At 39.8% G+C, this 24,861-nt stretch carries 21 protein-coding genes; 4 read left to right on the forward strand and 17 right to left on the reverse strand.

Annotation, left to right across the window (positions count from 1 at the left end; genetic code table 11):
- Positions 1–11: 11 nt before the first annotated feature.
- From D7322_RS19830 to D7322_RS19845, 4 genes are all read right to left on the reverse strand, one after another.
- Positions 12–824 (reverse strand): DUF3823 domain-containing protein, encoded by an 813-nt coding sequence (locus D7322_RS19830; RefSeq protein WP_121125973.1) that lies wholly within the window; start codon positions 822–824, stop codon positions 12–14.
- 121 nt (positions 825–945) lie between these two features.
- The gene (locus D7322_RS19835) at positions 946–3,006 is read right to left on the reverse strand and encodes a RagB/SusD family nutrient uptake outer membrane protein (RefSeq protein WP_121125974.1); all 2,061 of its coding nucleotides are present in this window, start codon (positions 3,004–3,006) and stop codon (positions 946–948) included.
- 20 nt (positions 3,007–3,026) lie between these two features.
- Positions 3,027–6,206, reverse strand: a complete 3,180-nt coding sequence (locus D7322_RS19840; RefSeq protein ID WP_121125975.1) for a SusC/RagA family TonB-linked outer membrane protein — start codon at positions 6,204–6,206, stop codon at positions 3,027–3,029.
- A gap of 123 nt (positions 6,207–6,329) precedes the next feature.
- Positions 6,330–7,790 (reverse strand): glycoside hydrolase family 76 protein, encoded by a 1,461-nt coding sequence (locus D7322_RS19845; RefSeq protein WP_220700130.1) that lies wholly within the window; start codon positions 7,788–7,790, stop codon positions 6,330–6,332.
- A gap of 358 nt (positions 7,791–8,148) precedes the next feature.
- Between D7322_RS19845 and D7322_RS19850 the strand changes: the two genes are divergently transcribed.
- Positions 8,149–10,656 carry a kelch repeat-containing protein gene (locus D7322_RS19850; protein ID WP_121125976.1) on the forward strand — a complete coding sequence of 836 codons (2,508 nt, stop codon included), beginning with the start codon at positions 8,149–8,151 and terminating at the stop codon, positions 10,654–10,656.
- 57 nt (positions 10,657–10,713) lie between these two features.
- On the opposite strand, the gene D7322_RS19855 is transcribed toward D7322_RS19850, so the two are convergent.
- The 11 genes from D7322_RS19855 to D7322_RS19905 all read right to left on the reverse strand — a co-directional run bounded on the left by D7322_RS19855 (position 10,714) and on the right by D7322_RS19905 (position 20,954).
- Positions 10,714–11,463, reverse strand: coding sequence for a YoaK family protein (locus D7322_RS19855; RefSeq protein WP_121125977.1), 750 nt, complete (start codon positions 11,461–11,463; stop codon positions 10,714–10,716).
- Positions 11,447–11,947: a hypothetical protein gene (locus D7322_RS19860; RefSeq protein WP_121125978.1), complete on the reverse strand. Its 501-nt coding sequence runs from the start codon at positions 11,945–11,947 to the stop codon at positions 11,447–11,449. Before D7322_RS19860 ends, D7322_RS19855 begins: the two co-directional genes overlap by 17 nt.
- Positions 11,934–12,452: a hypothetical protein gene (locus D7322_RS19865; protein WP_121125979.1), complete on the reverse strand. Its 519-nt coding sequence runs from the start codon at positions 12,450–12,452 to the stop codon at positions 11,934–11,936. Before D7322_RS19865 ends, D7322_RS19860 begins: the two co-directional genes overlap by 14 nt.
- Positions 12,453–12,583: 131 nt before the next feature.
- The gene (locus tag D7322_RS19870; RefSeq protein ID WP_121125980.1) at positions 12,584–14,014 is read right to left on the reverse strand and encodes a TolC family protein; all 1,431 of its coding nucleotides are present in this window, start codon (positions 14,012–14,014) and stop codon (positions 12,584–12,586) included.
- 10 nt (positions 14,015–14,024) lie between these two features.
- The gene (locus D7322_RS19875; RefSeq protein WP_121125981.1) at positions 14,025–15,386 is read right to left on the reverse strand and encodes an HlyD family secretion protein; all 1,362 of its coding nucleotides are present in this window, start codon (positions 15,384–15,386) and stop codon (positions 14,025–14,027) included.
- Positions 15,376–16,377, reverse strand: a complete 1,002-nt coding sequence (locus D7322_RS19880; RefSeq protein ID WP_121125982.1) for an ATP-binding cassette domain-containing protein — start codon at positions 16,375–16,377, stop codon at positions 15,376–15,378. Before D7322_RS19880 ends, D7322_RS19875 begins: the two co-directional genes overlap by 11 nt.
- Positions 16,378–16,437: 60 nt before the next feature.
- Positions 16,438–16,869, reverse strand: coding sequence for a hypothetical protein (locus D7322_RS19885; protein WP_147430492.1), 432 nt, complete (start codon positions 16,867–16,869; stop codon positions 16,438–16,440).
- A 134-nt stretch (positions 16,870–17,003) separates the two neighbouring features.
- Positions 17,004–18,362 (reverse strand): HAMP domain-containing sensor histidine kinase, encoded by a 1,359-nt coding sequence (locus D7322_RS19890; RefSeq protein ID WP_121125984.1) that lies wholly within the window; start codon positions 18,360–18,362, stop codon positions 17,004–17,006.
- A 28-nt stretch (positions 18,363–18,390) separates the two neighbouring features.
- On the reverse strand, positions 18,391–19,107 hold the full coding sequence (locus tag D7322_RS19895; RefSeq protein ID WP_121126065.1) for a response regulator transcription factor: 717 nt from the start codon (positions 19,105–19,107) through the stop codon (positions 18,391–18,393).
- A 261-nt stretch (positions 19,108–19,368) separates the two neighbouring features.
- Positions 19,369–19,800, reverse strand: coding sequence for a siderophore-interacting protein (locus D7322_RS28790; RefSeq protein ID WP_394342599.1), 432 nt, complete (start codon positions 19,798–19,800; stop codon positions 19,369–19,371).
- 173 nt (positions 19,801–19,973) lie between these two features.
- Positions 19,974–20,954, reverse strand: coding sequence for a helix-turn-helix domain-containing protein (locus tag D7322_RS19905; protein WP_121125985.1), 981 nt, complete (start codon positions 20,952–20,954; stop codon positions 19,974–19,976).
- Positions 20,955–21,100: 146 nt separating this feature from the next.
- On the opposite strand from D7322_RS19905, the gene D7322_RS19910 reads away from it, so the two are divergent.
- Positions 21,101–21,418, forward strand: coding sequence for an ABC transporter ATP-binding protein/permease (locus tag D7322_RS19910; protein ID WP_121125986.1), 318 nt, complete (start codon positions 21,101–21,103; stop codon positions 21,416–21,418).
- A 481-nt stretch (positions 21,419–21,899) separates the two neighbouring features.
- On the opposite strand, the gene D7322_RS19915 is transcribed toward D7322_RS19910, so the two are convergent.
- Both D7322_RS19915 and D7322_RS19920 read right to left on the reverse strand, forming a co-directional pair.
- Positions 21,900–22,784, reverse strand: a complete 885-nt coding sequence (locus D7322_RS19915) for an SPL family radical SAM protein (RefSeq protein ID WP_121125987.1) — start codon at positions 22,782–22,784, stop codon at positions 21,900–21,902.
- Between the two features lie 15 nt (positions 22,785–22,799).
- Positions 22,800–23,213 (reverse strand): GNAT family N-acetyltransferase, encoded by a 414-nt coding sequence (locus tag D7322_RS19920; protein WP_121125988.1) that lies wholly within the window; start codon positions 23,211–23,213, stop codon positions 22,800–22,802.
- Between the two features lie 303 nt (positions 23,214–23,516).
- Between D7322_RS19920 and D7322_RS19925 the strand changes: the two genes are divergently transcribed.
- Together D7322_RS19925 and D7322_RS19930 are read left to right on the forward strand one after the other, a co-directional pair.
- Entirely contained in the window at positions 23,517–24,353 is an 837-nt protein-coding gene (locus D7322_RS19925) for a cold-shock protein (protein ID WP_147430493.1), read from the forward strand.
- A gap of 11 nt (positions 24,354–24,364) precedes the next feature.
- Complete coding sequence (locus D7322_RS19930) at positions 24,365–24,841, forward strand: hypothetical protein (RefSeq protein WP_121125990.1); 477 nt, start codon at positions 24,365–24,367, stop codon at positions 24,839–24,841.
- Positions 24,842–24,861 lie beyond the last annotated feature (20 nt).

Raw genomic sequence — 24,861 nt, forward strand, 5'->3', positions numbered from 1 at the left:
TGTAGATTCCCTTATGGAATATCTACTCTTTTGGCTTCATTGTAATTCCACCGCTGAGTTCCTGTACCACGGGGGGTATCATAGTTAATTCTGGACGCCGCCCGAACAAAAACTGTGCGACCAGCGGGAATTTCATTTGCAGACTCGATCTCGATAACCTGTCCCAACTTTGTATCAAAACTATTTCCACTATAGTCTATTTTAGTTGACCATCGCTCATCTCGTGTCCTATATCCTACCGTGGAAGAGTAGCTAACAAATAACTGAATATCCTTAACATTTAGAAAATCGGGACTATAATTTCCCATCGGTTCTATTTTTTCGCGAAAAAACTGTTCGGTCACCGCACGAGTAACCCGAACTTTTGCCTTAACTTTGCCCTTCTCCACCGTCGGTTCACCAACCCATTCCACCTTGAGGAAAGGATGCACCTCCATCTTGATCTCATGTGAACCATTCAGCTCCATGTTCTTGCTATCATCTGACAGCACCTTACCATCACTGTCTGTTCGCACCAATGGTATAAAAGGACCGTCTACGGTGATGTTATAATTACCTTTAAATAATTTGGTATGCTGGAATGTTCCGTCGGGCATGCAATAGAAGTCAGGGTTGTGGTCCACATTATCTCCCCAACTAAGTTCTGTCAATCGGACACGGATACCTTCACTCCCCTGATCGGTCAATACTGGCTCACCAGTCTGTGCGTCAACGACAATTCCTTTTAATGCCACCGAAGGGGCTTCATAATTATCTGCCTCAAAAAGGCTGCACGAACTCAGCATACATAATATACCCATCGCGCCAAAAATGCTATTTTTCATCTCTTATATGTTTAGTGGTGGTCCCACTCCACCATAATTCATTATACGTTAATATTAAAAATTCACTCCTTCTAAGCAAAATGTGCTTAGCGTATTTACGTTCACAACGCAGTATACATACCTATCGGTTGGGCTGCTGGTCGATCACCGAACTTTTTGCCACCTCTCCGCCAGGAATTTCAAAATAATAGTCTACAGGTGTGTAGCGGAATGTTTTGGTACTTACCCATTGAAATCGTGCATCAAAGAAGTATTTACCTGTTGAGGTGGAAAAAAATGGATACAATCCCCTGAACCTGAAGTTCTCGTTATTACTATATAGATTTTTATCCTTTTGTGTTCCCCAGAAACCATCCCGACCTTCAAAATGCAGTACCCGCCAGCGACGTAAGTCCCATTTCGCTTTATGTTCAAATGCGAGTTCTTTGCGACGTTCCCTTCTGACAATATCTCTTCCGATATTATCACCAGTAATCGTACCTGTTAATAAATCTGCTCCCGCACGTGCGCGAATCTCATTGACAGCGCTAGTCGCTGTCTGTAAAGGGTCGCTTCCATCTGTTGGACTTGCTCCGAGCATTTTCAGTTCAACTGCTGCTTCGGCAGCATTTAATAAGACCTCAGCATAACGCATCAAAATAAAGGGCTGATCAGATTTTCCTTCTCCAACTTCTTTTGCTGGATTTGTGTTAAGCCATTTACGCACATAAAAACCTGTTAATGTCGCTTCACCATTATCGAAGAATGGTCCTTCGTTTCCAGCAGCATTCATTTTTTGCCCATTATAATCCACCGTTTGTTGACCACCGCCATCTCTTGGACTCAGATACAAGGTCTTTGGTGAACCAGTATAAGCACTTAAATGTTGATAACGCGTATCCGCCGTAGCATAGGAATAATCTGTAAACAAAGGTTTTATAGGTGTTTGACCGGTATAAATCCCTGCCCTGATATCCATCTTTCTTTCCTTGAAGATATCATCGGGAAAAATAACATAAGCACGCAAGCGGGGTTCCGCATTTTTAAAGAAGTCCATCGGTTTGTCGTACAGCTTATACTCGCCCTCCTTGCTGCTTTGTCCGGTAGTCACTTTGACTGTTCCGTCAGCATACTTGTCAAATCCATCAAAAAGTTCCATAAAATCTACCGTAGGACAGGTGCCTGCAGAAAGTGGCGACCGAAAGGTGAAAGGCGAGCTAAATGCATCAAAACTATGCGTCAATGTCGGATAGACATATTCTTTGACATAGATATTTTCCGGACTACTGAGGTCACTGAACATATCAACCATATTTTGGTATTGTGCTTCTTTATCGTTCGCTGCCCATTTCTTTTTATACAGAGAATAGCTTCCCGCTTTTATTACTTGTCGGGCGGCAGCATAGGCTTCCGTAAAGTACTTTTGTGAAGCAGCTTTTGTTGTGGATGCATCGAATCCGATAACCCGTACACCAGTTTTCCTTCCGAGGCCTGTCAAGCGACCGGAAACAGTTTCATTGTATTTAGCCACACTTCCCGCATAGAGCATGGCTTCGGATTTAAAAGAAAGCGCCACAAATTTATTGGAGTAACCTGTTTTGGGACTTTTTGGAAGCATTAATTTGATCGCTTCATCATAATCTTTAAGGATCTGGTTCCAGGTATCTTCTTCACTCGAACGGGGAATTTCCAGATTAGCTGAGGTATTTGGATATTGTAAGACTTTGGTGACCAATGGTACGCCACCGAAGCGTCGTGCCATGGCATAAAATACTGTTGCCCGAACATAGTATCCTTCACCTAAATAATGATTGTAAAGATCCTCAGAAAACTTGTCCTTGTAATTGGGTAAATTCTCGATTAAATGGTTCGCATCCCGAAGTAATTCGAATGCTCTTTCCCAATAGGCTGTCCTTTCACCTGTAAAAGAAGTGCTGATGCCATCCCTGGTCACAGCTTCCCCAGTTCCTTCAATACCGATGGCAGCCAGCCAACCATTAAATTCTATACCCCATTGTGCCATATACTTGAAATCTTCGAAAGGCATTAGGCTATACATCCTGGCCATGTAAATATCCATACCGGCGGGCGAGCTCAACAGATCTTGATCCGTAACCACATTTTTGGGCGTTATATCCAGATCGGCACAACCTGTAAATCCGATTGAGCCAGCTAATGATAATATAATGAGTAATTTTTTCATTGGAATATTTTTTTTGCGTGCTAAAAAGTAAGCGATAAGCCTAATGAATAGGTCTTATTCAATGGATACATCCGACCTAAGTCATCATCCGGATGTTCTGGATCCACAAATCGTACGCCTGTTATTGTGAATAGATTATAGGCATTCGCATATACGCGTAAACGCATCGTTGACGAAGGCTTTAGATTTGAGAAAGTATACCCTAGTTCCACACTCTTCAATCTCAAGTAAGCTGTACTGACGCGATTGAATTCAGAGTTTTCCTTTGGATATCTCCCCGTAAAGGCATAATATCCTTTCACCCATGCTGTTGCTGGATCATAGGGATCAGCTAAAGGATCCACAGGATGCCAGCGATCGAGATATTGTTCCAATGTTCCACCACCATTTATACCCCATATTGCATAAAGAGGCTCTTTATACTGCATGGAACCGAGAGCAGAGCCTTGCAATAATAAGTTCATATCAAAATTTTTGTAAGAAGTCTCAAGGTTCATACTATAGTTAACCCAAGGCGTCTGATTAAAAGCAAAAGGATGCTCATCTTGACCATTGATTTCGCCATCGCCATTCCAATCGAGATACTTATAATCTCCGGGCAATACATCACGTTCCTTATAAATCGGGTAGCTCCAGATATCCTCCCAATTTTCATATCTACCGGCGGACTCGTAGCCGAACTCTATCCCTTGATAACGATTATTGAGATTATCATTACGCCAACGATCGTAGGAATTGCTATAAGGTCCATTCTCAACGGAAACCAAATATTTATTTCTTGTCACTGTGGCGATCGCGCGAATATTATAGGAGAAATCATTGATCTTATTGCGATGTTTCAATTCCAGTTCCAGTCCCATATGACGATCGCTATCCGCATTTTGCAAGGGCGGAACAGCTCCGATCACTGTAGGGAATTCGCTTTCTGGACGTTTAAATAATCCATTCCGCGTACGTTCAAAATAATCTAATGTAAATCCAAACAGACCATTCCAGCCTTCGAAGTCTATACCTGCATTGAAAGTCTTTGCAGTAAACCATGTAATCAACTCGTTTGCAATAGGTTTTCGAGTAACCCCAGTAACGTATTTACCACCAAAAATATAACCCGGAGCATATTGATTATTATAGCCATTTTCTGCATTACCACTGGTTGCGGGATAAATATATCCCGGAAGCCAACCAAAATCCCAATCTTTAATCTGATCATCACCCAATGCGCCATAACTTGCTCTCAGTTTTAACTGATTAACAAAAGAAAGTGCATCATTAGACTTGAAAAACGGCTCTTCCGAGATACGCCAGCCCACAGAAGCAGAGGGGAAAAATCCCCATTGATGTCCCTTTGCAAAACGCGAAGATCCATCATACCGAAACTGGAATTCGGCTATGTAACGCCCCCCAAAATCATAATTTGCTCTCCCAAATAAAGCGGATTTCGCTTCATTATAGTAATCCGCTATCCCGGGATACATGGAACTCATCTGACCGTCCTCCACTCCTGCTGACAGTCGATCCGAGTCAAATGCCAGATTTTTTAAAGCATAGAAATTATCACCATCATTTTTTTGTGATTCCAAACCTATAACCCCTGAAACCTTATGTTGCCTGCCAAAAGTTCGATCATAATTCACCATAAATTGCCCCAATAGCTGCTGTTTATCAAAAAATTCCCTTTTCATCTGACTTGGGCCACTTGGTGTATAGAGTCTTTGTTCATAGGTATTGGAAGTTGCATTAAATGCGTATTGATAATATTCCTTTCTGAAAAAAGCATTATTATCCGCACGGTAATCATAACCAATCAATGCTTTTGCGGAAAACCCTTGAAGAGCGGGAGATAAATTACTCAGGTCGTAATTCAGCGCTGCGGAGGATTGAAAAGTCTTCTTTTTGAATTTGCGATACCCGGAAATATCCGCGTCCATCATTGCGACCGTATTTTGTTGTAAATCCAGTCCTTCATAATTTAACAAGGTATTTTCGGGATCTGCATAGGCGGGAAACAATACGCCTTGACGCCAATAATTCCTGATAATATCAACGGAACTGTTATAGGGATTATTTTGCTGGTCGGCCATACCACTAATATTCAGATCCAGTTTTAATCCCTTGGCCAATTGCGCAGTAATGTTTGAGCGTAAATTATATTTATTATAATTGAGATCACCCGATTTAAAGAATCCTTCCTGATAAGAATAGCCCCCTCCGATATAATATTGAACCTTTTCACTTCCGCCCGAGATACTAAGATCATGCGAAGTCTGTGGGGCATATTTTGAGAAAATTAATGATGTCCAATCAGCGGAGCGCTTCGTTCCATTCCTATACGCCTCAATTTGTTGTTCGGTGTATATAAGTTTCGGATTATCGATGTTGTTCATGGACTTCTCGTTGTAGATCGTCATCGCGCTGATTGCATCGGCCAATACAGGCAACCCCGAAGGTCGTTGGAAGGTATAGGAACCATTGTAATTGACCGTAGTCTTTCCTTCTTTTCCCTTTTTTGTCGTGACCAGCACAACACCATTTGCCGAACGCACCCCATAAATTGCTGCCGATGCATCCTTTAATACCGAAACCTCTTCAATATCACTTGGATTCAGACGCTGAAAGTCTTCGCTCGTACGGGGCACACCATCAATTACAACCAGTGGAGCACCAAGTCCACGAATATCGAAATTAGCACTATAGGCACCCGGCTCTGCACTCCGCTGCCACACGCGTACACCAGCCACACGACCAGTCAGCATATTCTGCGGATTTTCATTTTTCGTCTGCCGCATTTCCGTCCCCTTTACGGAGGAAATAGCCCCGGTAAGAGATTGCTTTTTCTGCGTTCCATAACCGACCACGACCACAGTTTCCAACTGAGTATCATCGCTTTGCAGGACAACATTAATCGTGGATTTTCCGTCTGTAAGCTCTTCCTTAGCGTTGAATCCTAGTGATTTAAATAAAAGCTTTTTCCCTTCAGGAACGCTAATGGAATAACTACCATCTGCGTCAGTGGTTGTCTCAATCCGAGTATCGGCATTCTGAACCGATATTGTCACTCCCGCAATTGGCTTATTGTTACTATCGAGCACTTTTCCGCTGACATTTTTCTGTTGCGCCAATCCGACGGACGGAATGCCCAGCGCCAGCAGCACGAGCAGTGTGCTGAGTCGCCGCCTTGATTTCCCTATATCCTTTTTCATTTAAATAAATTGGTTTTTAAATAGTTACTATGCTATCTGATGTATTTCATGAGCTCGAAAGCTCGGTTTTTATTGGTATTCGTTTTTTTATCACAATTGCTTATGTCGATCTTTTTATTCATTTCACTTTTTGCCAGCCTCATATTGAGACAGCATCGCATACTGTGCCGCATAAGCGAACATGAACATCCCTTCCAGATTATTTTTGTCTTTGTCTGCATGCCACCCTCCAAGAAGGTTCTGTGGTAATAAACCGGAGCGCAAAAAATGGGTATACCCATAGTCCAAATTCTGCTGAAAGGAGTCCATGTAACTTCCTACTTTTTCAAAGACTGGAGAAATCTGAAGAAATCCCCGAAGTAATATGCCATTAAACCAATTGTTAAACCCCTCTGAAGCATAGGTATAATGCGCCGGAACCTCTGAACCTAGCTTGGCAAAGTACCGGAAACTGGCATTCGCCAGTTCCTTTCCCTCTTCCAAATAGACCTTAGATCTCGTCACCCGGTACAGGTCGGCAGCGCCAGAAATCATTGTACCACTGTTATAGGAAAAAGAAGTTCCGACGGCTTTCCTTAATTGGGTATTTTTTCGGTATTTTACGCCGTCAACAATTTCGTATGCAATGGTACAATCTGGATAACAGTCGCCCATCATATCATCATAGACGCCCTTATTATTCAATAAATGATCTTTTTGCCAAGCATAAATCCTTTTAGCAAAATCCAAATAAAAATCACTTTTTCGGAGCATTTTAGAACGACGAGATTGCTTGTCCTGTGCATCGATATAATTATATGTTATCTGATCGTTCTTTTTCCTATAGATTTCATGCAGCCAGACCAAAGGGCTAATCATTGGAGCATTGCTACAGGCATGTTTGGTCACATATCCGGGGCCCCATGGAATTCCACCGTTCTCAATTCCTTGACTATTGCGGGTGCAGTCCCATCCATCCAGGACGTAAGCTGTTAGATATTCTGCTTCTTTCAAATAGGTATCTTTACCGGTCAGATGGTAAGCTTCTATCAATTCCCGTATTATCCACATTTGATCGTCATAAACATTCAGGATACCGGTTACGTTAGCTCCGCCTTTTTCGCTCGCCCGGTCCACCGCATATACGGTCCAGTCCTTAGTTTGTGTAAAAGAAATCAGGTTGAAGTTCCCCAAATAATAAGCAGCATTTTCATGGAGCTGGGCCAATAGCTCAACATAGCGCTGATAATGTTTATCAAATAGGCCAGGACTCCCTTTTTCTTTTTGCAGCCTAAGACCATTTAATATTGCATTGACAGCTTCTATCGAAGCGGAATACATCCATACGCTTGCCTTTTCTTCGGGGCGCACCTCCGTATCCGGATTATAGAAACGATACATGGCTTGCCTATCCGCTGAGAAATAAACTTCCATAGCCCGGTCAACGAGTTCCATCGCACGGACCAAGTTTTGCTCTTGGACAGGCTGATGGATATTAATATTGATAACAGAAAAGGAAGTTTGTGTTTCACCATGTGCGTACCGAACAATCATCATTGACACGGAAGCAACAACAATAAATTGCAGCTTTTTAAAGACTTTCATAAGTAAGATTTCGATTTATAATTAGTTCGAGTTCCTACTGGAAATACCTGCAGGAATTCTAACGCAAGGTAATGTCGAATGATTAATTTTTGGGTTAAAATCGGGTTAAAACGTAAAATAAAACGATAACCCAAGCGACTATTTTTTTATATCATCATTGGAGATAGCATGCCTGTCGTGATTGTAACATAGCTTTTATTTTATTGCGCGCTTTTTTTTGCATACTTTTAATCCTGTAAGATATTGATAAGGGATATATCCTAACCGTTACGATTTCATAAAAAGCCGACAAGGGACAATCTCTATATTGAACAGCTCTTTGTCGACAACTATTGGTTTAAGTTTTTTTGATTGCGCTATGCGACGCTGTATATATATAGTTTTTTTACTTTTAATTCCGATACTTTCCCGATCTCAGGGGCTCAAGTTTAGAGCCGGACATGAACCCATAGATAAAAGAACCTCCTATGAATTGTTCAACAATAAAGACGTTTCTTTTGAAAAGCAGTTTACCCTAACATTCCAGCTATCCATATATGCATCAAACTCGTTAGGCAACATCTTCCGTGTCAAGAATAAACACAATAACACGGTTTACAATCTATTTTATGACGAGGAGGCAGGAAATTGTATCTTCCGTCTGAATGAAGAGGGCAAAAGTAGTTTGATTATTGCAAAAATAAACCAACAGCGACTATTTAAAGAAGAGTGGATCGACGTCCAATTGACTTTCGATCTTCAGGAGCAACTATTCAAGCTCAAAATACAGGATCGGACCTTTCAGTCTCCAAAGGTGAAACTACCAAAACAATATAGCCCTGAGGTTATTTTTGGAAAAAGTGATTACCTGATCGATGTACCCATGATGTCCGTCAAAAATGTACGTATTGGAAATGCAACGAATAGATACTCCTTTCCATTAAAGGAGAATACAGGTCATATTGTCCACGATGAAAACGGCAAGGCTTATGGACGTGTCTCCAACCCCACTTGGCTGATTGTGGATTCTTACAAATGGAAAAATATTTTTACTGGCAGTTCCCCATCACAGGCCGGTTCTAGCTACAATCAACGAACAAAAGAGATTTATTATTTTAATCAGGACTCTATTACCATATTCAATGTCAAAAACAATCAGACAAAGAAGCTCGCTTTTTATAACCCCTGTCCCGTCAAACTGGTTTTAGGAAACAATTTTATAGACTCGATGACAAATAAACTATATGTCTATGAGCTTTTTTATACGCAACCTTACTTAGGTCCTACAGTCGCCAGCCTTGATCTTGAAAATTTAGAATGGAAAGTTGAAAGCTATGACCTGATAAAAAAGGAGCTAAACCATCATGGGTCTTTTTATGATGAAAGACGTCGGCAGTTCTATATTTTTGGAGGTTACGGAAATATGGCCTATAGTGGCGAGTTTAGGCGCTATGACCTCGACTCCGGCAAATGGCAAACTGTCGAAGGATGGTCAGGTGATAAAATTTTTCCACGCTATTTTCTGACAGCAGGCCAAGGACCTAAGGATCGAACAGCTTATATATTCGGCGGTATGGGAAATGAATCCGGTGAACACATTGTCGGACGAAAATATCTTTATGATTTCTATCAGATCAATCTAGACAGCAAGAAAATCACAAAAAAATGGGATATCGTTTGGAAAGACAAACATATTGTACCTGCCCGTGGTTTGGTCTTCCCTGATAGCGCTCACTTCTATGCCTTATGCTATCCGGAATATCTGACTAAATCCAATATCCAGCTCTACCGTTTTGCTATTCAAGATGGAAGTTTTGATATATTGGGAGACTCTGTCCCGATCTATTCAGATAAAATAAGTACACATGCCCAACTTTATTCAGATAAGCAATTAGGACGGCTTTTGATATTAGTTCAAGAGTCAAAAGATGACATACAATCGACGCTAAAGGTTTATTCGTTAAATATGATGCCAATAACCTTCGCTGAATTAAATAGCTTCCCGACATACCGTTCAAACCACAAAGTACTCTTATTGTTAATGTTGTTTGGAATATGTGGGCTTGGCGCTTACATTATCTGGGGACGAAGCGGAAGGAAAAGAAGCACTATTCCTATCACACAGGAATCAACATTTCCTATCGCTCCAATAGCGGGGACAAATCAATTGCGACAAAATGATGAATATATTCGCGCAAATGCAATTTTTCTATTTGGTGAGTTTCGTGCATTTGATCGAAACAAACGTGATGTTTCCCATTTATTTAGCACAAAGCTGAAGCAGGCATTTTGCCTCATCTTGTCCCACAGGTCGGGGATCAGTTCACAATATTTCAGCCTGATGATGTGGCCTGACAAATCAGAAGATAAGGTAAAAAACTCCAGAGGGGTTACGATCAATCATTTACGAAAAGTGCTGAGCGAGTTTACAGGAATAGAACTTGTATATAAACAGGGCCGATTCTTTATCGAAGAGACGAATGAATTCTATTGTGATTATTTAGAATGCATCCATTTGATGGCAAATCCTTCCAATATCAATGAAAATAGACTCATACAGATCATCCAAAGAGGCAAGTTTTTACAGGGATTGGATCAGCCTATCTTTGATGCCTTAAAAGCTGAGGTTGAGCAAAGTTTGCTGCCCATTTTACTGGCGGAACTTCAGCAAGCGGATCTCGGACATCAACATAAAAAAAGTATTGAGCTGGCGCATACGGTATTCCTATTGGACCCGTTAAATGAACAGGCTTTATTTTCTGAAATAAGAGCGATGTTTGCTCTCAATCAACAGCATGATGCCCGTATTAAATTTCAGCAATTCTGCCTCAATTATAAACAGTTGATGAATGAGGACTTTCCGCACCACCTGGATAGAATTATATAAAAAAGGCCAATCATACGACGAGGTATGATTGGCCTTTTTATATAACCACCAATAAATTTAGGAAACCAATACCTCGCGATGACGTTTTACGAATTGCTTTTTGAGCAGATATAGTTTGTAGTGATCATACAAACCAATTATCAGCAACACAAAACAAACGACATAAAATGTTTTATTGGACAGATAATTAAATGAAATTCCGCTGAGTAGCCCTCCCATTACATAACTAGTGACAATGGTCAGCAGCAAATGAAACTTATCTACCAAATCTTTATTGTTTCTATTGGATTCTTTGGTAAACATAGATATGAGTATCGCCAAGTCGGTCGTCAAGCCGGTCAAATGGGTTGTTTTCACAACTGAATTGGATATACTCGCCGTCAGTCCATTTTGCAGGCCCATCGCAAACAATAAGGCCCCGACCAATATTTCGGTTTCCTTTAGCGAATCTTCATAGAAGATATCGAGATATATACCGACAAACAATATACTTAAAATCTCCAATACCAACGGTATCGAATGTGTCAGGTATGCGCTGAACTTACCCTTACCATGGATGATAATCAAATTGGAAAACATGCTTCCAATTAAAAACAACAATATCCAAAACAAAACGACAGCCCCTTGATACCAGTTTCCTTTCGCTATCTCCTGTGCAAAAACGGCATAATATCCTGTTACATTAGATGTAAAGGAAAAAAATACAATAACAGAAGCTACGTTGACCATGCCAGCTGAAAATGCCGTTAGTCCGCCCAGCTTAATATTGTCTTGAATCGTTCGATGATTGCTATATTTCCTTAGCATATTTTTCCTTTCCTCCTTTTTTCAGCACAATACGTGCTATTCCTTTCGTTTGCATATCCAGGTTGAGATGTAAGACGAGCTGGTTTTTATTCAGTTTCTGAATAATAAAGCTTTCCACAAGCTCATTATTTTTACGCAGCTCAAGGATATGTCCCCTTCCTTTTAGAAACCAGTTATACTGCTTATCCTTGTGATGGGCCACAAAATTCTTTTCACCCATTTTTTCAAAATGCCATAGGCCATCCTGTAATGGCGGCAAATGCGCGATGGCCGCATCTTTGATTCCTTCATGGATAATCGCCTGTTTTTTGAAGGTTGGTGATTTCTCCACCTTTTCAAAGTACCAGCCCTGTTCTTCCCACTCTCCTTCTAAAAGTCGTTCGGGGTTTTCATAAAGCATGACCATTGCTGATGCCCCAAAAAGCAACAATGCCAAAAAGACAAAGTTGAATCTTGCCAGTATTTTTCTTTTAATAGTTAACATCCCATTGTTTGTTAAAAAATAAATCCGCTAAGACATTGCTTCCTGTTTTGTTTGTTGCCGGTTTTTCGACAATATTTACATGCTTACGCTTGTTTTCATTTAAGTGCAACAAAGCCTGTCCAACATCAAAAAAATGTCTTGTTCTTTTTTCAAATTGATAATCTGTCGGAATCTTGACTTCGTCAATACGGGCTCCGTTCAGATAATGATGTAAATAATTGGGATTGTCTGTACCAATTATATCTGTATAGATATTCAGTTTGCGATTTTCATACCGATGACAGATTATCTGACAGGCTTTCAAGAAATCCTCAGACTGGAGATCGCTGAGCTGGTCCTCAAGTGTTATTCCCAATAACTCACTGATTGAAGTGCTGCTTTTATTTCCATAAACCAAAATGACATCCAGCTGTTCGGCCTTAGACTGCTCAATACTATGGATTACAAAAAAAAGTGAATCAATTGTAAAATCACTTGGAATCAATACACGCGTTGTTTTTGCCATGCCCAATTATTTTTTTTAACAAAGTTAATGGCCACGCATGGCAACGGAATGAAGCTAAAATTAGCTTTTCATTAGAATTTAAACAGGCTTATTAAAATAGGATTAAAAATACGGGGAAAATTAAAATGAGATTAAAATTTAGTTCCGGCCTTATAATACAGTTCTGCTAACGCTTTCCGATAGTCGGTAAAAAGTTTCTCCTGCTTTATCTTCATCTCGATCAGCTTATTTTCTCTGCTATTGACAACAAATAATGTCGATTCCCCAAGTCTGAACTTATTCAACTCACCTTTAAGCAATCGCTCCTGATTACGCACATTTACCGACTGAAATTCAATTTGTTTGCTATATGCACTTAAATCGTTATATTTTCTCATGATGTCATTGTAAATATTTCGCTCTTCAATACGTCTTTCAAACTGTAGATGATCTTGTTTAATTCTTACTTCCCTCAATTTTCCGCGCTCACTACGGATGAATAGAGGAAATGCAAATTCGAATCCCAATTTATAGTTATGCCAGTTAAAATCATATGCTGGGGGGATAAAATTATTGAAACCGTGACGACTTGAGATAAGTGTACCTGAAATATTTAACTTTGGTTTGAGCATTTCCTTTCGGTAACGTTCCTCAAAAACTAATTGCTGGCTTTTACTGGCAAGTTTTATTAATTCGGGATGTGCAACTTTTGCGGAGTCAAGAAGTCCTAAAATCACCTTACTGTCCGGCAAAATCGCTGTACTATCCGTTTTATTAGGTACAGCATGCTCAGGAAGCTCAACGGGAAGTTGCTGTGCATTCCACAGATGATTGGACAACACAATTCTTGCATTCTGAAGTTCAACTTCATATTTTACCAGTTCTATTCGCCTCTCTTGTACAACAACCGCTGCTTCAACGGAATCAATTAGTGGCTTATCCCCCAATGCTGTCTGTTCGCTGATCGCCTTAAATCTCGTATCGGCTAATTTCACGCCTTCCAGCAAAAGTTCGTATTGCCTATAGGCAAAATACCAGTTCCAATAATCGGACAATGCTTGATACCAAATGGTATTGATCTGTTTAATCTTCTCGGCCTCAACATAACTTAACATGGCCTTTGCTTGCCGTAAAGTGTTTCTTCTACCGTCAATTACTAAGCCCTGTCCCAGTGGAATGCTGATACCCACGGCAGACAATCCATCGTTGTTCGTTCTTGATTGAGGATCGGTGTAATTTCCAACATTTCGATCATAAGCGATTTTTAGGTCCGCACCGGCCAGCCATAATGGAATTTTTAATTCATTGTTCCACTGATTATAATAGTTGGTATTACCAAAATTTTTGTTTTTAAAATTCGAATAAATAGTTGGGTCAAATTTTCCCGCAGCTTGCACAACCTGGGCTTTAGCAGTTTCAGTCAATAGATTAATTTGCTTAACAATTGGATGATGGGCCATTAAAAGTTCTTCCAGATCATCTGTTGTAAAATCTATTTTTAAGCGATCTGCCCGCTCTTGTGCGGATAGGTTATGAAAAAGAACAGCACATAAGGCTATAAGGATAAAATTCAATTTATTCATATAATTACAATCACTTCTTCCTGTCTTCTTTCGGTTCACGCTCCAAACTTGGTGGAAATCCATTTAATTGCCTCCAGATCTCATACCATAAGGGGACTTTATTTAAAATGATTCGACCATAGGCGCCAGATCCCAGATTGAGCTGCGCAGGCCAAGGTTCATCACCCTTGGGAACGGGATCTGTCGGACGTATCAAGATTCTAAATTGACCATTCGTGCTACTCACTTTATCAATGACCGAGACTTTTCCGGCAAAAGTGCCTACCGCCACAGAAGGCCAACCTGAAAATTGGATCGATGGCCAACCATCAAATTGAATTCTAACATCACTCTCCGGCAAGATAAGAGGCACGTCCATGGCATTGACATACAGTTCTATGGCAAGTAATGGCGTTTTGGGCTGTAGTGTTGCCACGGATTCTCCTTCTTTCATATTTTCACCGATGCCAGCCTTAAAGGTTTTTACAATATAGCCGTCCTGCGGAGCCCGGACAATATAAAGGCCGCGTCTTATGTCGATATTGGAAATCTCATTTCTTAATTTAGCGATATCGCCCTGTACAGACGCCCTTGAGGAAAAAGCCGAACTTAAATCCGACTGCGCTTTAGCCAATGACTCATTATATTTTGCCCGAATATTATTGAGTTCGATGTGTGCATTGGATAATGCCTGTCTTGAGTTTAACAACTTATTTTCAGCACTGACCACCTTAGCCCGATCATTCTGTAGGTTTAAGCGCCTAGTCTCGATATCTGTAAGGGAAAATAAGCCGTCCTGATAACCTTCTTCATAACGTTTTAGTCTTTTTTCGCTTGTTTCAAAAAAACTCATTATCGCAATCACTTCAGCACTATCACTTTTAACAAGATTTTGAGCTTGTATAACCTTGTTTTGAGCGGATTCCAACTGATAAGTCAGGCCATAGTTCAAGGCCTTGATCTGCTCTTCCGTCGCATTCATTTTTTGCTGTGCAGCAGATTCTCCACTTCGCTTAGCAAGCAACTGCTCCTCTAATCGTAAAGGCAAATTGGGGTCAAAGTAAGATTGTGATGTCTCTGATAGGACTAAAATTGTATCTCCTTTTTTGACTTCCTGGCCTTCTGTCACCGCCCAACGTTCAATTCGGCCTCCAATTTGATTCTGTATCGTTTGAGGTCTGTCTTGTGGCCGTAATGCAGTGACGGAGCCCTTCCCGGGTATTGTCTGTCTCCAGGGCAGAAATAAGGCAAAAGCAAAAACCAGTCCTGATAGGATCAGGATACGGCCCAATAGCAAAGATCCTTTATCTTTTAAAAGGGCGTGAACTGAATGATGGGAAAGATCTTTCCAGCTGACAGCTGTCTTGACAGGTTGCTCCTCATTAGTCAACATAATAAGCTGCCCCCTCCTCTAACGCCAGATCAGTGACGGTGCCTAACTTGACAACACCGGTCAACATATCAAAAATGGTATTTAAGTTTGTCATTAGTTTTTCTATGGCATAGCCAATTTGGACGATGACCACTTCTGCGGCGACAAACTGACCAAAAGTTATTTGCCGCTCAACAACAAAATAAGATCCCAGCAAAAGCATTATGCCAAATAATGCGGTGCGTAGCAGAACGGACCCAACAAAGAAGCGTTTTAGCACTTTAAAATGCTGATTCCTGGAATTCAGATATTTGCTTACAATCATATCAGTGACTTGAGTAACTTCATTCATTTTGACATCATTTCCACGATAGTGGCCAATATCCGCCGCAACCTGTTCCAGATAAGCAACAGTGGCATACTTTTGTTCCGATTCATCAATACTTGTTTTCAGTCCACGTTTATAATACAAAACAAGTATTATAGCCACAGCGAATATAACCACGAGTCCAAAGGCTAAAAAAGCCGGATGATAAAAAGACAAGAGCACGACACTAAAGAATATGGTTACAACCGCAGCAATGATATCTATCAAAAGCTTAATAATACCCTTTTGAATAATAATCACATCAAAAAAACGGTTCACCAGTTCCACAAGGTTTTTCCCAATTAATTCTTTGGGCTTGATCCTCGGAAGGCGATAGGCAAATTCCATTGCTGATTTTAGAAAGATTTTCTGTTCTAGATATTCAACAAGTGCTAATTGCCCGATCAGAAGAGATCCTGCAACGATAACACCCAATAGAACAAAAGCAATTAAGATATAGGTGGAACTATACATCGCACCATTGCTCAAAAAGTTAAAAATTGCTGTTATCCCTATTGGAATGGTTAAACTAAAAATACCGATAACGATAGCGTAAATAAAAATATAGTTAATCGTATTCCGTTCAGTATGCAATAAATTGACTAAACGTTGTAGAGCTGATGGGCCGCCTTGTGTGTGAGCCATATAAATAGAAAATAGTTTGAAAGTATGCGGAGATAATTTCTTTAAATAATCAATGTAATATTAAGTGACCAAAATGGGATGAAGAACATGGTCCTTTAGTTTTCGTAATGCTTTTCCTACATCGAAAAAATTGCGGTTTTTATTCTGATAGCTATAATTAGCTGGTATCTTGATTTCGTTTACACCCGCCCCTCGAAGGTAATGTTGTAAATAATTGGCGTTATCGGTTCTTATAATATCCGCATAAATAGTCAGCTTTCGGTTCTTAAATCGTTGGCATATTGTTTCACATGCCTTCAAAAAAGCATCAGACTGAAGTTCATCGAGCTGATCTTCCATTCCGATGCCTATGAGCTCGCTCGCGGATGTACTACTTTTATTACCATAAGCAAGAATTACATCAACTTCTTCAGCTGACGATGCTTCAATACTCTGTCTTACAAAATAGAGTGAATCAACGGTGAAATCACTCGGGATTAATATGCGTGTCATTTTGGCCATACTTCTTTTGGACAAAATTAGTCGGCACAAATGGCAACTGAATGAAGCTAGAATTAGCTTTTCATTAGAATTTTAGCAACTTATTAAAATGGGATTAAAAACAGTCCCGGGGCATTAGAATGCTATTAAAATCGAAGATAAGTAGGCAATTCGATTTCTACTGTAGTACCTTCGCCAACGACAGAATTAACCTTTAGCGTCCCACCGTGAAGCTTAATAATATTTCTCGCCAGTGGCAAGCCAATACCATATCCGTCTATACCACTGGTGTTGGACGCCCTAAAATAGGGATCATAAATATATTCCAATTCTTTTGAAGGAATCCCGATTCCCTTATCTTTTATCAAAATAAACACTTTATTATCCAATGCCCCCAAAGCGATATAAGCTGTTCTATTAGAAGAATATTTACAGGCATTGCTAATGATATTGGATAATGCAAGCTGGAGTAAAATTGCGTTTCCATTGACTTTGAGTCGCATACTATCATCCGGAAGCAGACTAAAATCGGTTGTAATTTTAAATTTATCATTGATGGCTTTGACCGTCAACTCTGCATCCATCACGATCTGATCTATACGAACAGGATTGAATGTTGTTGAATTGCTCACAAAGCCGGTACGTGCTAACAGTAAAAGTGCTTTGGTCTTTTTTTCCAGATGTTCAGCAGATTCAATAATTTTAAGTAGCGTGCGTTGGTATTCTTCGATTGTTCTCTCTTTGGAGAGTGCCAGATCGGCCTGTCCGATAATAGAGGTCAGGGGTGTATTTAATTCATGTGAAGCATTGCTGATAAAGTTTTTTTGTGTTTCAAATGACGTTTCTAGGCGCGTCAGCATACTGTTAAAGGTAAATGCCAGATCATGAAGTTCACCCTTATATTTCTCTTCGTCAAGCCGTTTATCGAGATTCTCAGAACCAATCTGCTGGACTTCTTTCATCATTGTAAGAATAGGCTTCAAAAAGGAACGTTTCATGAATACTGAAACCAACGAGATAAAGAGGATACCCAAAATCAAACTAATAATGAGCAAATTACGCAGGTAGGCCAAGTGATGTGTATAGAAGTAATTTTCAGCCGACGCACCGATAATATAATTTTTATTGTTTTTTGAGAAATACTTTGTCGAATAGAATTGATGTCCAGCTTTGAAATTTGATGTTCCGGTCTTATTAATTTTATCCCATAACACTGAATGAAAGCCCTGACTTCTTAAAATCTCCCCGTTCTTATCAAATTCAACAAAAAATTCATGTTGATTATTTAGATTTTCTATAAAATCCAAACTCCACTGATCCGTTTGTGATGCAGATTTACCATTGAGGAATTTTTCTGCCGCAATATTTCTCCGCAGATCTAGGCGCTTATAAAAATCCGTAAAAGCAAAGTTTGTAATCGAATAAAAGATAAAGCCAACGAAACAGCTGACGTATATGACTAATATTGCAATTAAATAGATGAGTTTCCTATTGTAATTATTCATTTGAACCTATTCTGTCTGCTTAACCTATTCAGTCTTCAATTTTTAACACATACCCCATTCCGATAACGGTATGGATCGCTTTTTTGCTGGTGACCTTCTCGATTTTCTTCCGTAAGTAATTCACATATACATCCACGACATTTGATCCGATATCAAAATTAATTCCCCATATTTTATCCAGCAGCTCACTGCGCTCAAATACTTTCTTAGGGCTCTGGATAAATAATAGAAGTAAGCGATACTCGGTACTTGTCAAATTGAGCTCCTGACCTTCACAATAGGCAATTTTTTTGTAATCATCAATCGTTAGAAACCCATAATTGAATGTGTCTTTCGGAGGTAGAGTTTCACGTTGTGTCGCCTGAACAATGGATTGTTGTCTACGGATCAACGAACGTATTCTGGCTTTGAGTTCGATGAGTTTAAATGGTTTGGAAAGATAGTCATCGGCGCCATTGTCAAGCCCAAGAACCACATTTTCTGGCGTACCAAGGGCTGTTAACATCATGACTGGCAAATCGGTGTACCCCCATTGCCGAATCTGTTTACAGATATCAAGTCCGTTGGTGCCCGGTAAAAGAATATCCAACAGAACAAGAGAAACATCTTGTTTAGCCAATAATTGTTCGAGTCCTTCTGAACGTCCGAGATGAATGACCCTATAACCTTCTTCTCCTAATCCCTGAACGATCAAATCTGCAACGTCCTGCTCGTCTTCAACCAAAATAATTTTTTGCTCCTCCATATTCGTCATAATCTATATTTCCTATTATCGCTCCTCATCCAAACCATAAAAATACTGTTTTGATACTATAGACACAAATCTCTTAGCCTTGATCAAGGGCATCAGGACTATATCGATCAAAAGAAGTGAGTATCAGTGTACGGTTTATTGGCTATAAGACGTAGCCCCATTCGTATGTATATGACGGCTAGGGCTACGTTATCATATTATTCAGCTGAGCCCAAGGGGGAATTGACTTCTTCACTCTCCTGACGACGCTCGTTAGCAGATTTTATCCTCTGCAACTCCGATTTTCCAATAGGAATAAGCGTAAAGTTCTTCCCTTCTCCAACCGAGGTCTTTACGCAAATAGTTGCGTATCTTCCTAACGGTCGAAAATTCGGCAGCAACATAAGAAAACCGGGCTGTCTGGGGAAGAGATCTCATCTTCACCAGATCTGCGAGCAGACTTCCTTCTTGCGGTACTTCATTATACAACCAGATAAAGTCTATCGCTGCTTTTGTATATAATTTTTGTACATCTTCACGGCCATGAACTTCAATGATACAAGTTCCTTTGACAGATGCCGGCAGACCTTCCAATAGAGCACCTAATACGGGAAGAGCTGTGGCACAATTTCCAAAACGCCATCTCCAGTCAAATAAATGCGAATATAGTGCGGCGTCAGGTATTCTTTTCGGCTGACTCTTAATTCAGTTTGTATAATTTTCATCTCAGCTCTGCCCATAGTGTAATAAATTTAAGGGTAAATGATATGTCGTATTTTCATAACACCCAACAATATTAAAAATAATTCTAAGTAACAATTTTAAAAAATAGCTATTTCCATACTCCATCAGGGAACAATTAAAATATCCAAGTCACTTTATTTTTTCAATTTGCTTGGTGGAAATCCAAATTTTCGTCTAAAAGCATCTGAAAAATGACGCTGATTTTTATACCCAACGGCGTCGGAGACTTCACCAATGGTCATGTTTTTGTCTAAGATGAGTTTTTTGGCATGTTCCATTTTTGCATCATTCCAAAAGCCAAAAACGGTTGTACCAAACAGCTCCTTAAACCCTTTCTTTAACGTAAACTCGTTTGTCCCGACCAGATGGGCCAAGTTGACAAGTGTGTTATTTGAATCTATATTTTCAAGTAAAAATTCACGAACCGCATAGATTTTATCGACATCAGTCTTTTTAAGCGTGGTATTCAAAATAGTTGTATCGGACAACTGTTCCAATTGAAGCAGCAATAATTCCATGATCTTTGACTCAAGGTATATTTTTTTAAAAATCCCTTTTCGCTCACAGGTTACTATACTATCGATAATAGCATACATTTCATGGGTAATTCTTCTATTACCATCCTTAAGTAAGCCAGATTTTCCTTTATCAATAATATTTCTAAAGTCATTAAATAAGATCGAATTATCGGGTATAAATTTCTTAAAAAAAACTGGTGACAAGTTTATTTCGCACAATTGAATCTCATTACCTTCCCATTGTATCTGACCACAGATTGAATTGCCATAGAGAATATTATGCTGATAAGTCTCAAAATTAATGGTTTTAGATAAAGTTCCTCCTGTAGCCTGGCTCTTGCCTTTCAATGCAAAATGCATTTCAACAGTCTCAAAGTCACTTTCGAAACGAAAAAGTACGCGTTCATATAAATTCGCATGACCATAGCCTATATGAATTCCGTCAAAGAAAATCTCCTTGTAATAACCTTCACCAAATGAAGCCCCCAGATGTGTGACGCATTCCTGGATACCGCCATCGATAGAAAAGAAAGTCTGTGGATAGTTTCTTTCCAATAACAAATTAGCCGAATCAATATCATAAAGCCTTAATCCCATTCCATATTTCTTAAGTTTTCAACTATTCCTTTTCGCGGACTTTTTACTCCTCATTGCATACCCAACAATAGCACTTTAGCTATTATCTTTGGCTAAATTACAAATTTATTTAGAATGATTCTTAATTATTTAATACCATTTGGCTTATGCAAAAGAAAAATAGCAATATTGAGCAGTTTTTAACAGATCACATCGACATGCACTTAATCCCGGATAGCATTTATAACAATATCAAAGTCGGCAACCCTCTGGCGAGCAAGCTCGACGTTATTTACGCGGCCGAAAAGGCAATGGTGCTGGACTTTGCCTGGGAATTTCCCAAAGGCTTGGACACCTTTGTCCACGACGAACGCTATCCACTTTCCGCAGAACAAAAACGACAAATTAATTTAGCACGTATATATTTAAAAAACACACAAAGTACAGCCTCGGATGCCGATATTTCGACTCCTGATATATTTTAGCGATCTATTTGCAGGAGGAAAAGAGAGACGATAGCAAACTGAGCGGTTTGTCTGTACCACCACATGATACCCCGATCAATAGCCATTCAAGACCAAGAATAGATGTATTTCCGATGTTTTTGATCAGATCAAAAAACGGCTTCAGATTGTCTGTCAACCAATTGACCGCGATGGTTATATATTGTCCTGTGTAGACGCTTTACTCTCGGTTCGATAAGTGCAACGATGAAAAAGAAATTAGTCTTTTAAAGATGAGCTATGCTAAATACAGCTCCAAATATACTTCAGCAAATACAACGAACAACTTGGACTGGGCTCAAAAAAGGCTTCAGTACTAGCGGAATAAACTTACGCCATGCTGTCTTTTGGCAGCATAAAAGTACGAAAAATAAATTAATCGCCTTTTTGGACACATAAACAACACACCACCAACGCGTTATAAAATTGTAAAACAAAGGGTAAAAATAGGAGTTAGCGGCTGCTAAAATAGACTATCCCGTAATCCATATTTTAAACACAACGACTTAGCCTTATTTGCAAAGGCTTGGCGGTAGTAACCTGGCAATTTTCCATCTGAATCAAACAGTCGCTGGTACTTTTGCAATAGCTGTGGATAATGCTTTTCAATAGCGCGCATGACCAGCGCGCTATTATCTGCTGGATCACTCCCATATAAAGCAAGGGTGGCAGGAAAAATATAGCTAGCATCAATAGCCTGAAAAGTCTGAAATAGCAGTTCCAGGCTCGCTCCAGTATCCGAAATATAGGGCAACAGTGGCATCAGACTGACCCCACTATGGAGTCCGTGTTCACGCGCTTGCCTTAATGCTTCCAATCGTAACGAGGGTGATGGAGCCCCTGGTTCGAAAATACCGGCAACACGGTCATCTATTGTTGAAAATGAGAAAGTAACAAAAGCCTTATGTGTTAATTTTGATTGAAGATCCTCAGGAAGTATTGCCGTGGCATTAATCGCTCTCAACAAATCAAAATCCCGGGTCACTAAGTTTGACTTTGTAATAATATGTACCGGAAAACGACAGTGCAAGATGACCTCCAACAGCTGTCTGGTAAGCAATTCGCTCTGTTCCAACTGCAGATAAGGATCTGTCACAGAAGAAAGAACGATAATTCCATACTGCTTTTTTCGCGCACGCAGAGACAACTGTTTTTCCAAAAGTTCGACAGCATTGCTTTTCATACTCAACTTTTCAGCCATGTTTATCCCGTACTTACTTCCCCTGATATAGCAATACAAACAATTGAAAGAGCAACCACTATAGGGATTCAGCGTATAATCGTCAAGAAACCAAGGATCTCTTCGTTTGGTCTTATTGAGAATGGATTTCGCAATTATACGGCGCATAATATCCCATTCACTTTAAAACGTTCTACCCATACCTCTCGATGCAGGCCACACCTCCTTAAAACCATATTGCGCATAAAGCTGGGAAGCAACACCATCTGCGATCAAACTGACATAACAGCTTTCAGGGAGGTTTGAATTCATATATTCATCAAGTTTCTGCATAAGCAGCTTTCCAAGTCCTTTTTTCTGATGCTCGGGAAGCACGCAGATGTCAACGACCTGGCAATGGCAAGCACCATCGCCTACAATTCTACCCATACCTACTATTTCATTATCGTTGTCCTCATCTAAAATAGCCACACAGCATAGGGAATTTTCCATTCCTAGACGTGCAGCTTCCTCCGTTTTTGGAGATAAGCCTGAGTGTTCCCTTAAAAATTGATAGCGCTTATAATCTATCTTCTGATATACGGCTTGATAGTGCATAGTAAAATGATCAGTTTATTCGCTATGAAATTATTCATAATAATACATTTTTCAAAACCACATTGATTATACGATACTAAAAAACGCCATAAATAGTTATTCTAAACTACAAATTCCAGTTGGGGATCAGCACGCTATGTTTCCTTAAATCACTTCAATTAACTGGATTTCGCTGTATTTTCACCGGCGGAAAATCACTTCGAATGGACGAATGCTCCTAAAAAACCTCTTTATTCAGCGGATAATCGCAAATATTTAATTTTCAATGCATAATAAATATTTTAATTCATTACCTTTATAGCATTGAAACAAAACTCAACACCAGCCATGTTTATCGGCGCTGTCAAATGGTTCGACAATAACAAAGGATTTGGTACCCTTGCGTTACCTTCCGGAGAAGAACTCTTTGTGCATATACGCAGGTTTAAAATTCCTCCGGAGCATATTATTCAGCCTGCTGAGGTAATAGTCGGAGACAAAAAGTCTGACCCCAAGCGGAACGGTTACTTAGCCCACAACTGTAAAATCCTCAAGAGACCTGAAGATTGGAAATTCGTCATCTCTCTCTTTGAAAAGGATCATATTGTACTCATCCCCGATAACCACGGCCACGAGCAAAAGCACAACCTCACCTCATTAGCAGCAAGACAATTATTACGAGCCCAGGGCAAAGACAACGTGGTTTCCATGTTGACCTCTCATTTTGACTTCCGTTTCAACAGCTCCATTTTCTTAGCTTATGCTGAATTGCTTGACAAAAGTATCTCAGGCATTTTTGAAAAAGAAATAGCATCTGAACTTCTCGCTCAGGTTTTCACATACTTTGGGAACCATGTTTCACATCAGATTTTATTCAGGGTATGGAAAGAAAGGATGTTCAGGTATATTGGCTATCCGGCCGATGGCGACTATGAGATTCCCGAAGAAGTGCTTAATCTGAACGCAACTGAGATAAATTACGATGATTTAATACGAATCAGAGCTTACAGTTTTGGTAAATCTTTCTGTAATGATTTTGTAGAAGCATTATTTGACGATTTGGATACAATGGACAAGCAAGATATCGAGCCCTTAATTCCCTATATTGATTTCCTTGAAAACGAAGATTCCATTGAGAAAATCAATCTGATCATGCAGTAAAACGAAGCGGAATGGGTTTGCCAGAATTATTATTCACATTACTAATCAAATTCTTATCGAGTCATTATTACATAATTGACTCTTTCCGTAACGATGATGACTTTTTAGCGGTACTGCTGCTGATGGGTTCTTTCGTGTTTCTGGCACTCACGGTCATCAGCATCCTTCTTGGTTTACTCTTTGTAGCAACAATCATCCTGCTTATTAGCGGCGGCATTATTTCAACATCGGTTATCGTCGGAATACAACAGCGGTCAATAACCAAAGGTTTCAAAACTCTATTCCTTTCTTCAGCCATCGTGGGCAGCACTATAGTTTCCGTTATATTTTGTATTTTCCTGAATGCCGTCTATGATTGGCACAGCAATAATACGGCTATTTTAATCGGCATTGGCCTGGGCATTGTTTTGGGTATAGGATTAGGTTTACTTACCTTCAAAGCCATGACTGAACTTTTCAGGTTTCTGACGAATAAATACCGGAAATAACAGCCATCTTCACAAATTAT

Origin of the sequence: Sphingobacterium puteale (assembly GCF_003627955.1) — a bacterium.
GTDB lineage: Bacteria > Bacteroidota > Bacteroidia > Sphingobacteriales > Sphingobacteriaceae > Sphingobacterium > Sphingobacterium puteale.

Coding starts and splice junctions, on each gene's coding strand:
- D7322_RS19830 (WP_121125973.1), bottom strand. CDS start 824: ATGAAAAATAGCATTTTTGGCGCGATGGGTATATTATGTATGCTGAGT.
- D7322_RS19835 (WP_121125974.1), bottom strand. CDS start 3,006: ATGAAAAAATTACTCATTATATTATCATTAGCTGGCTCAATCGGATTT.
- D7322_RS19840 (WP_121125975.1), bottom strand. CDS start 6,206: ATGAAAAAGGATATAGGGAAATCAAGGCGGCGACTCAGCACACTGCTC.
- D7322_RS19845 (WP_220700130.1), bottom strand. CDS start 7,790: ATGAAAGTCTTTAAAAAGCTGCAATTTATTGTTGTTGCTTCCGTGTCA.
- D7322_RS19850 (WP_121125976.1), top strand. CDS start 8,149: ATGCGACGCTGTATATATATAGTTTTTTTACTTTTAATTCCGATACTT.
- D7322_RS19855 (WP_121125977.1), bottom strand. CDS start 11,463: ATGCTAAGGAAATATAGCAATCATCGAACGATTCAAGACAATATTAAG.
- D7322_RS19860 (WP_121125978.1), bottom strand. CDS start 11,947: ATGTTAACTATTAAAAGAAAAATACTGGCAAGATTCAACTTTGTCTTT.
- D7322_RS19865 (WP_121125979.1), bottom strand. CDS start 12,452: ATGGCAAAAACAACGCGTGTATTGATTCCAAGTGATTTTACAATTGAT.
- D7322_RS19870 (WP_121125980.1), bottom strand. CDS start 14,014: ATGAATAAATTGAATTTTATCCTTATAGCCTTATGTGCTGTTCTTTTT.
- D7322_RS19875 (WP_121125981.1), bottom strand. CDS start 15,386: ATGTTGACTAATGAGGAGCAACCTGTCAAGACAGCTGTCAGCTGGAAA.
- D7322_RS19880 (WP_121125982.1), bottom strand. CDS start 16,377: ATGGCTCACACACAAGGCGGCCCATCAGCTCTACAACGTTTAGTCAAT.
- D7322_RS19885 (WP_147430492.1), bottom strand. CDS start 16,869: ATGACACGCATATTAATCCCGAGTGATTTCACCGTTGATTCACTCTAT.
- D7322_RS19890 (WP_121125984.1), bottom strand. CDS start 18,362: ATGAATAATTACAATAGGAAACTCATCTATTTAATTGCAATATTAGTC.
- D7322_RS19895 (WP_121126065.1), bottom strand. CDS start 19,107: ATGGAGGAGCAAAAAATTATTTTGGTTGAAGACGAGCAGGACGTTGCA.
- D7322_RS19905 (WP_121125985.1), bottom strand. CDS start 20,954: ATGGGATTAAGGCTTTATGATATTGATTCGGCTAATTTGTTATTGGAA.
- D7322_RS19910 (WP_121125986.1), top strand. CDS start 21,101: ATGCAAAAGAAAAATAGCAATATTGAGCAGTTTTTAACAGATCACATC.
- D7322_RS19915 (WP_121125987.1), bottom strand. CDS start 22,784: ATGCGCCGTATAATTGCGAAATCCATTCTCAATAAGACCAAACGAAGA.
- D7322_RS19920 (WP_121125988.1), bottom strand. CDS start 23,213: ATGCACTATCAAGCCGTATATCAGAAGATAGATTATAAGCGCTATCAA.
- D7322_RS19930 (WP_121125990.1), top strand. CDS start 24,365: ATGGGTTTGCCAGAATTATTATTCACATTACTAATCAAATTCTTATCG.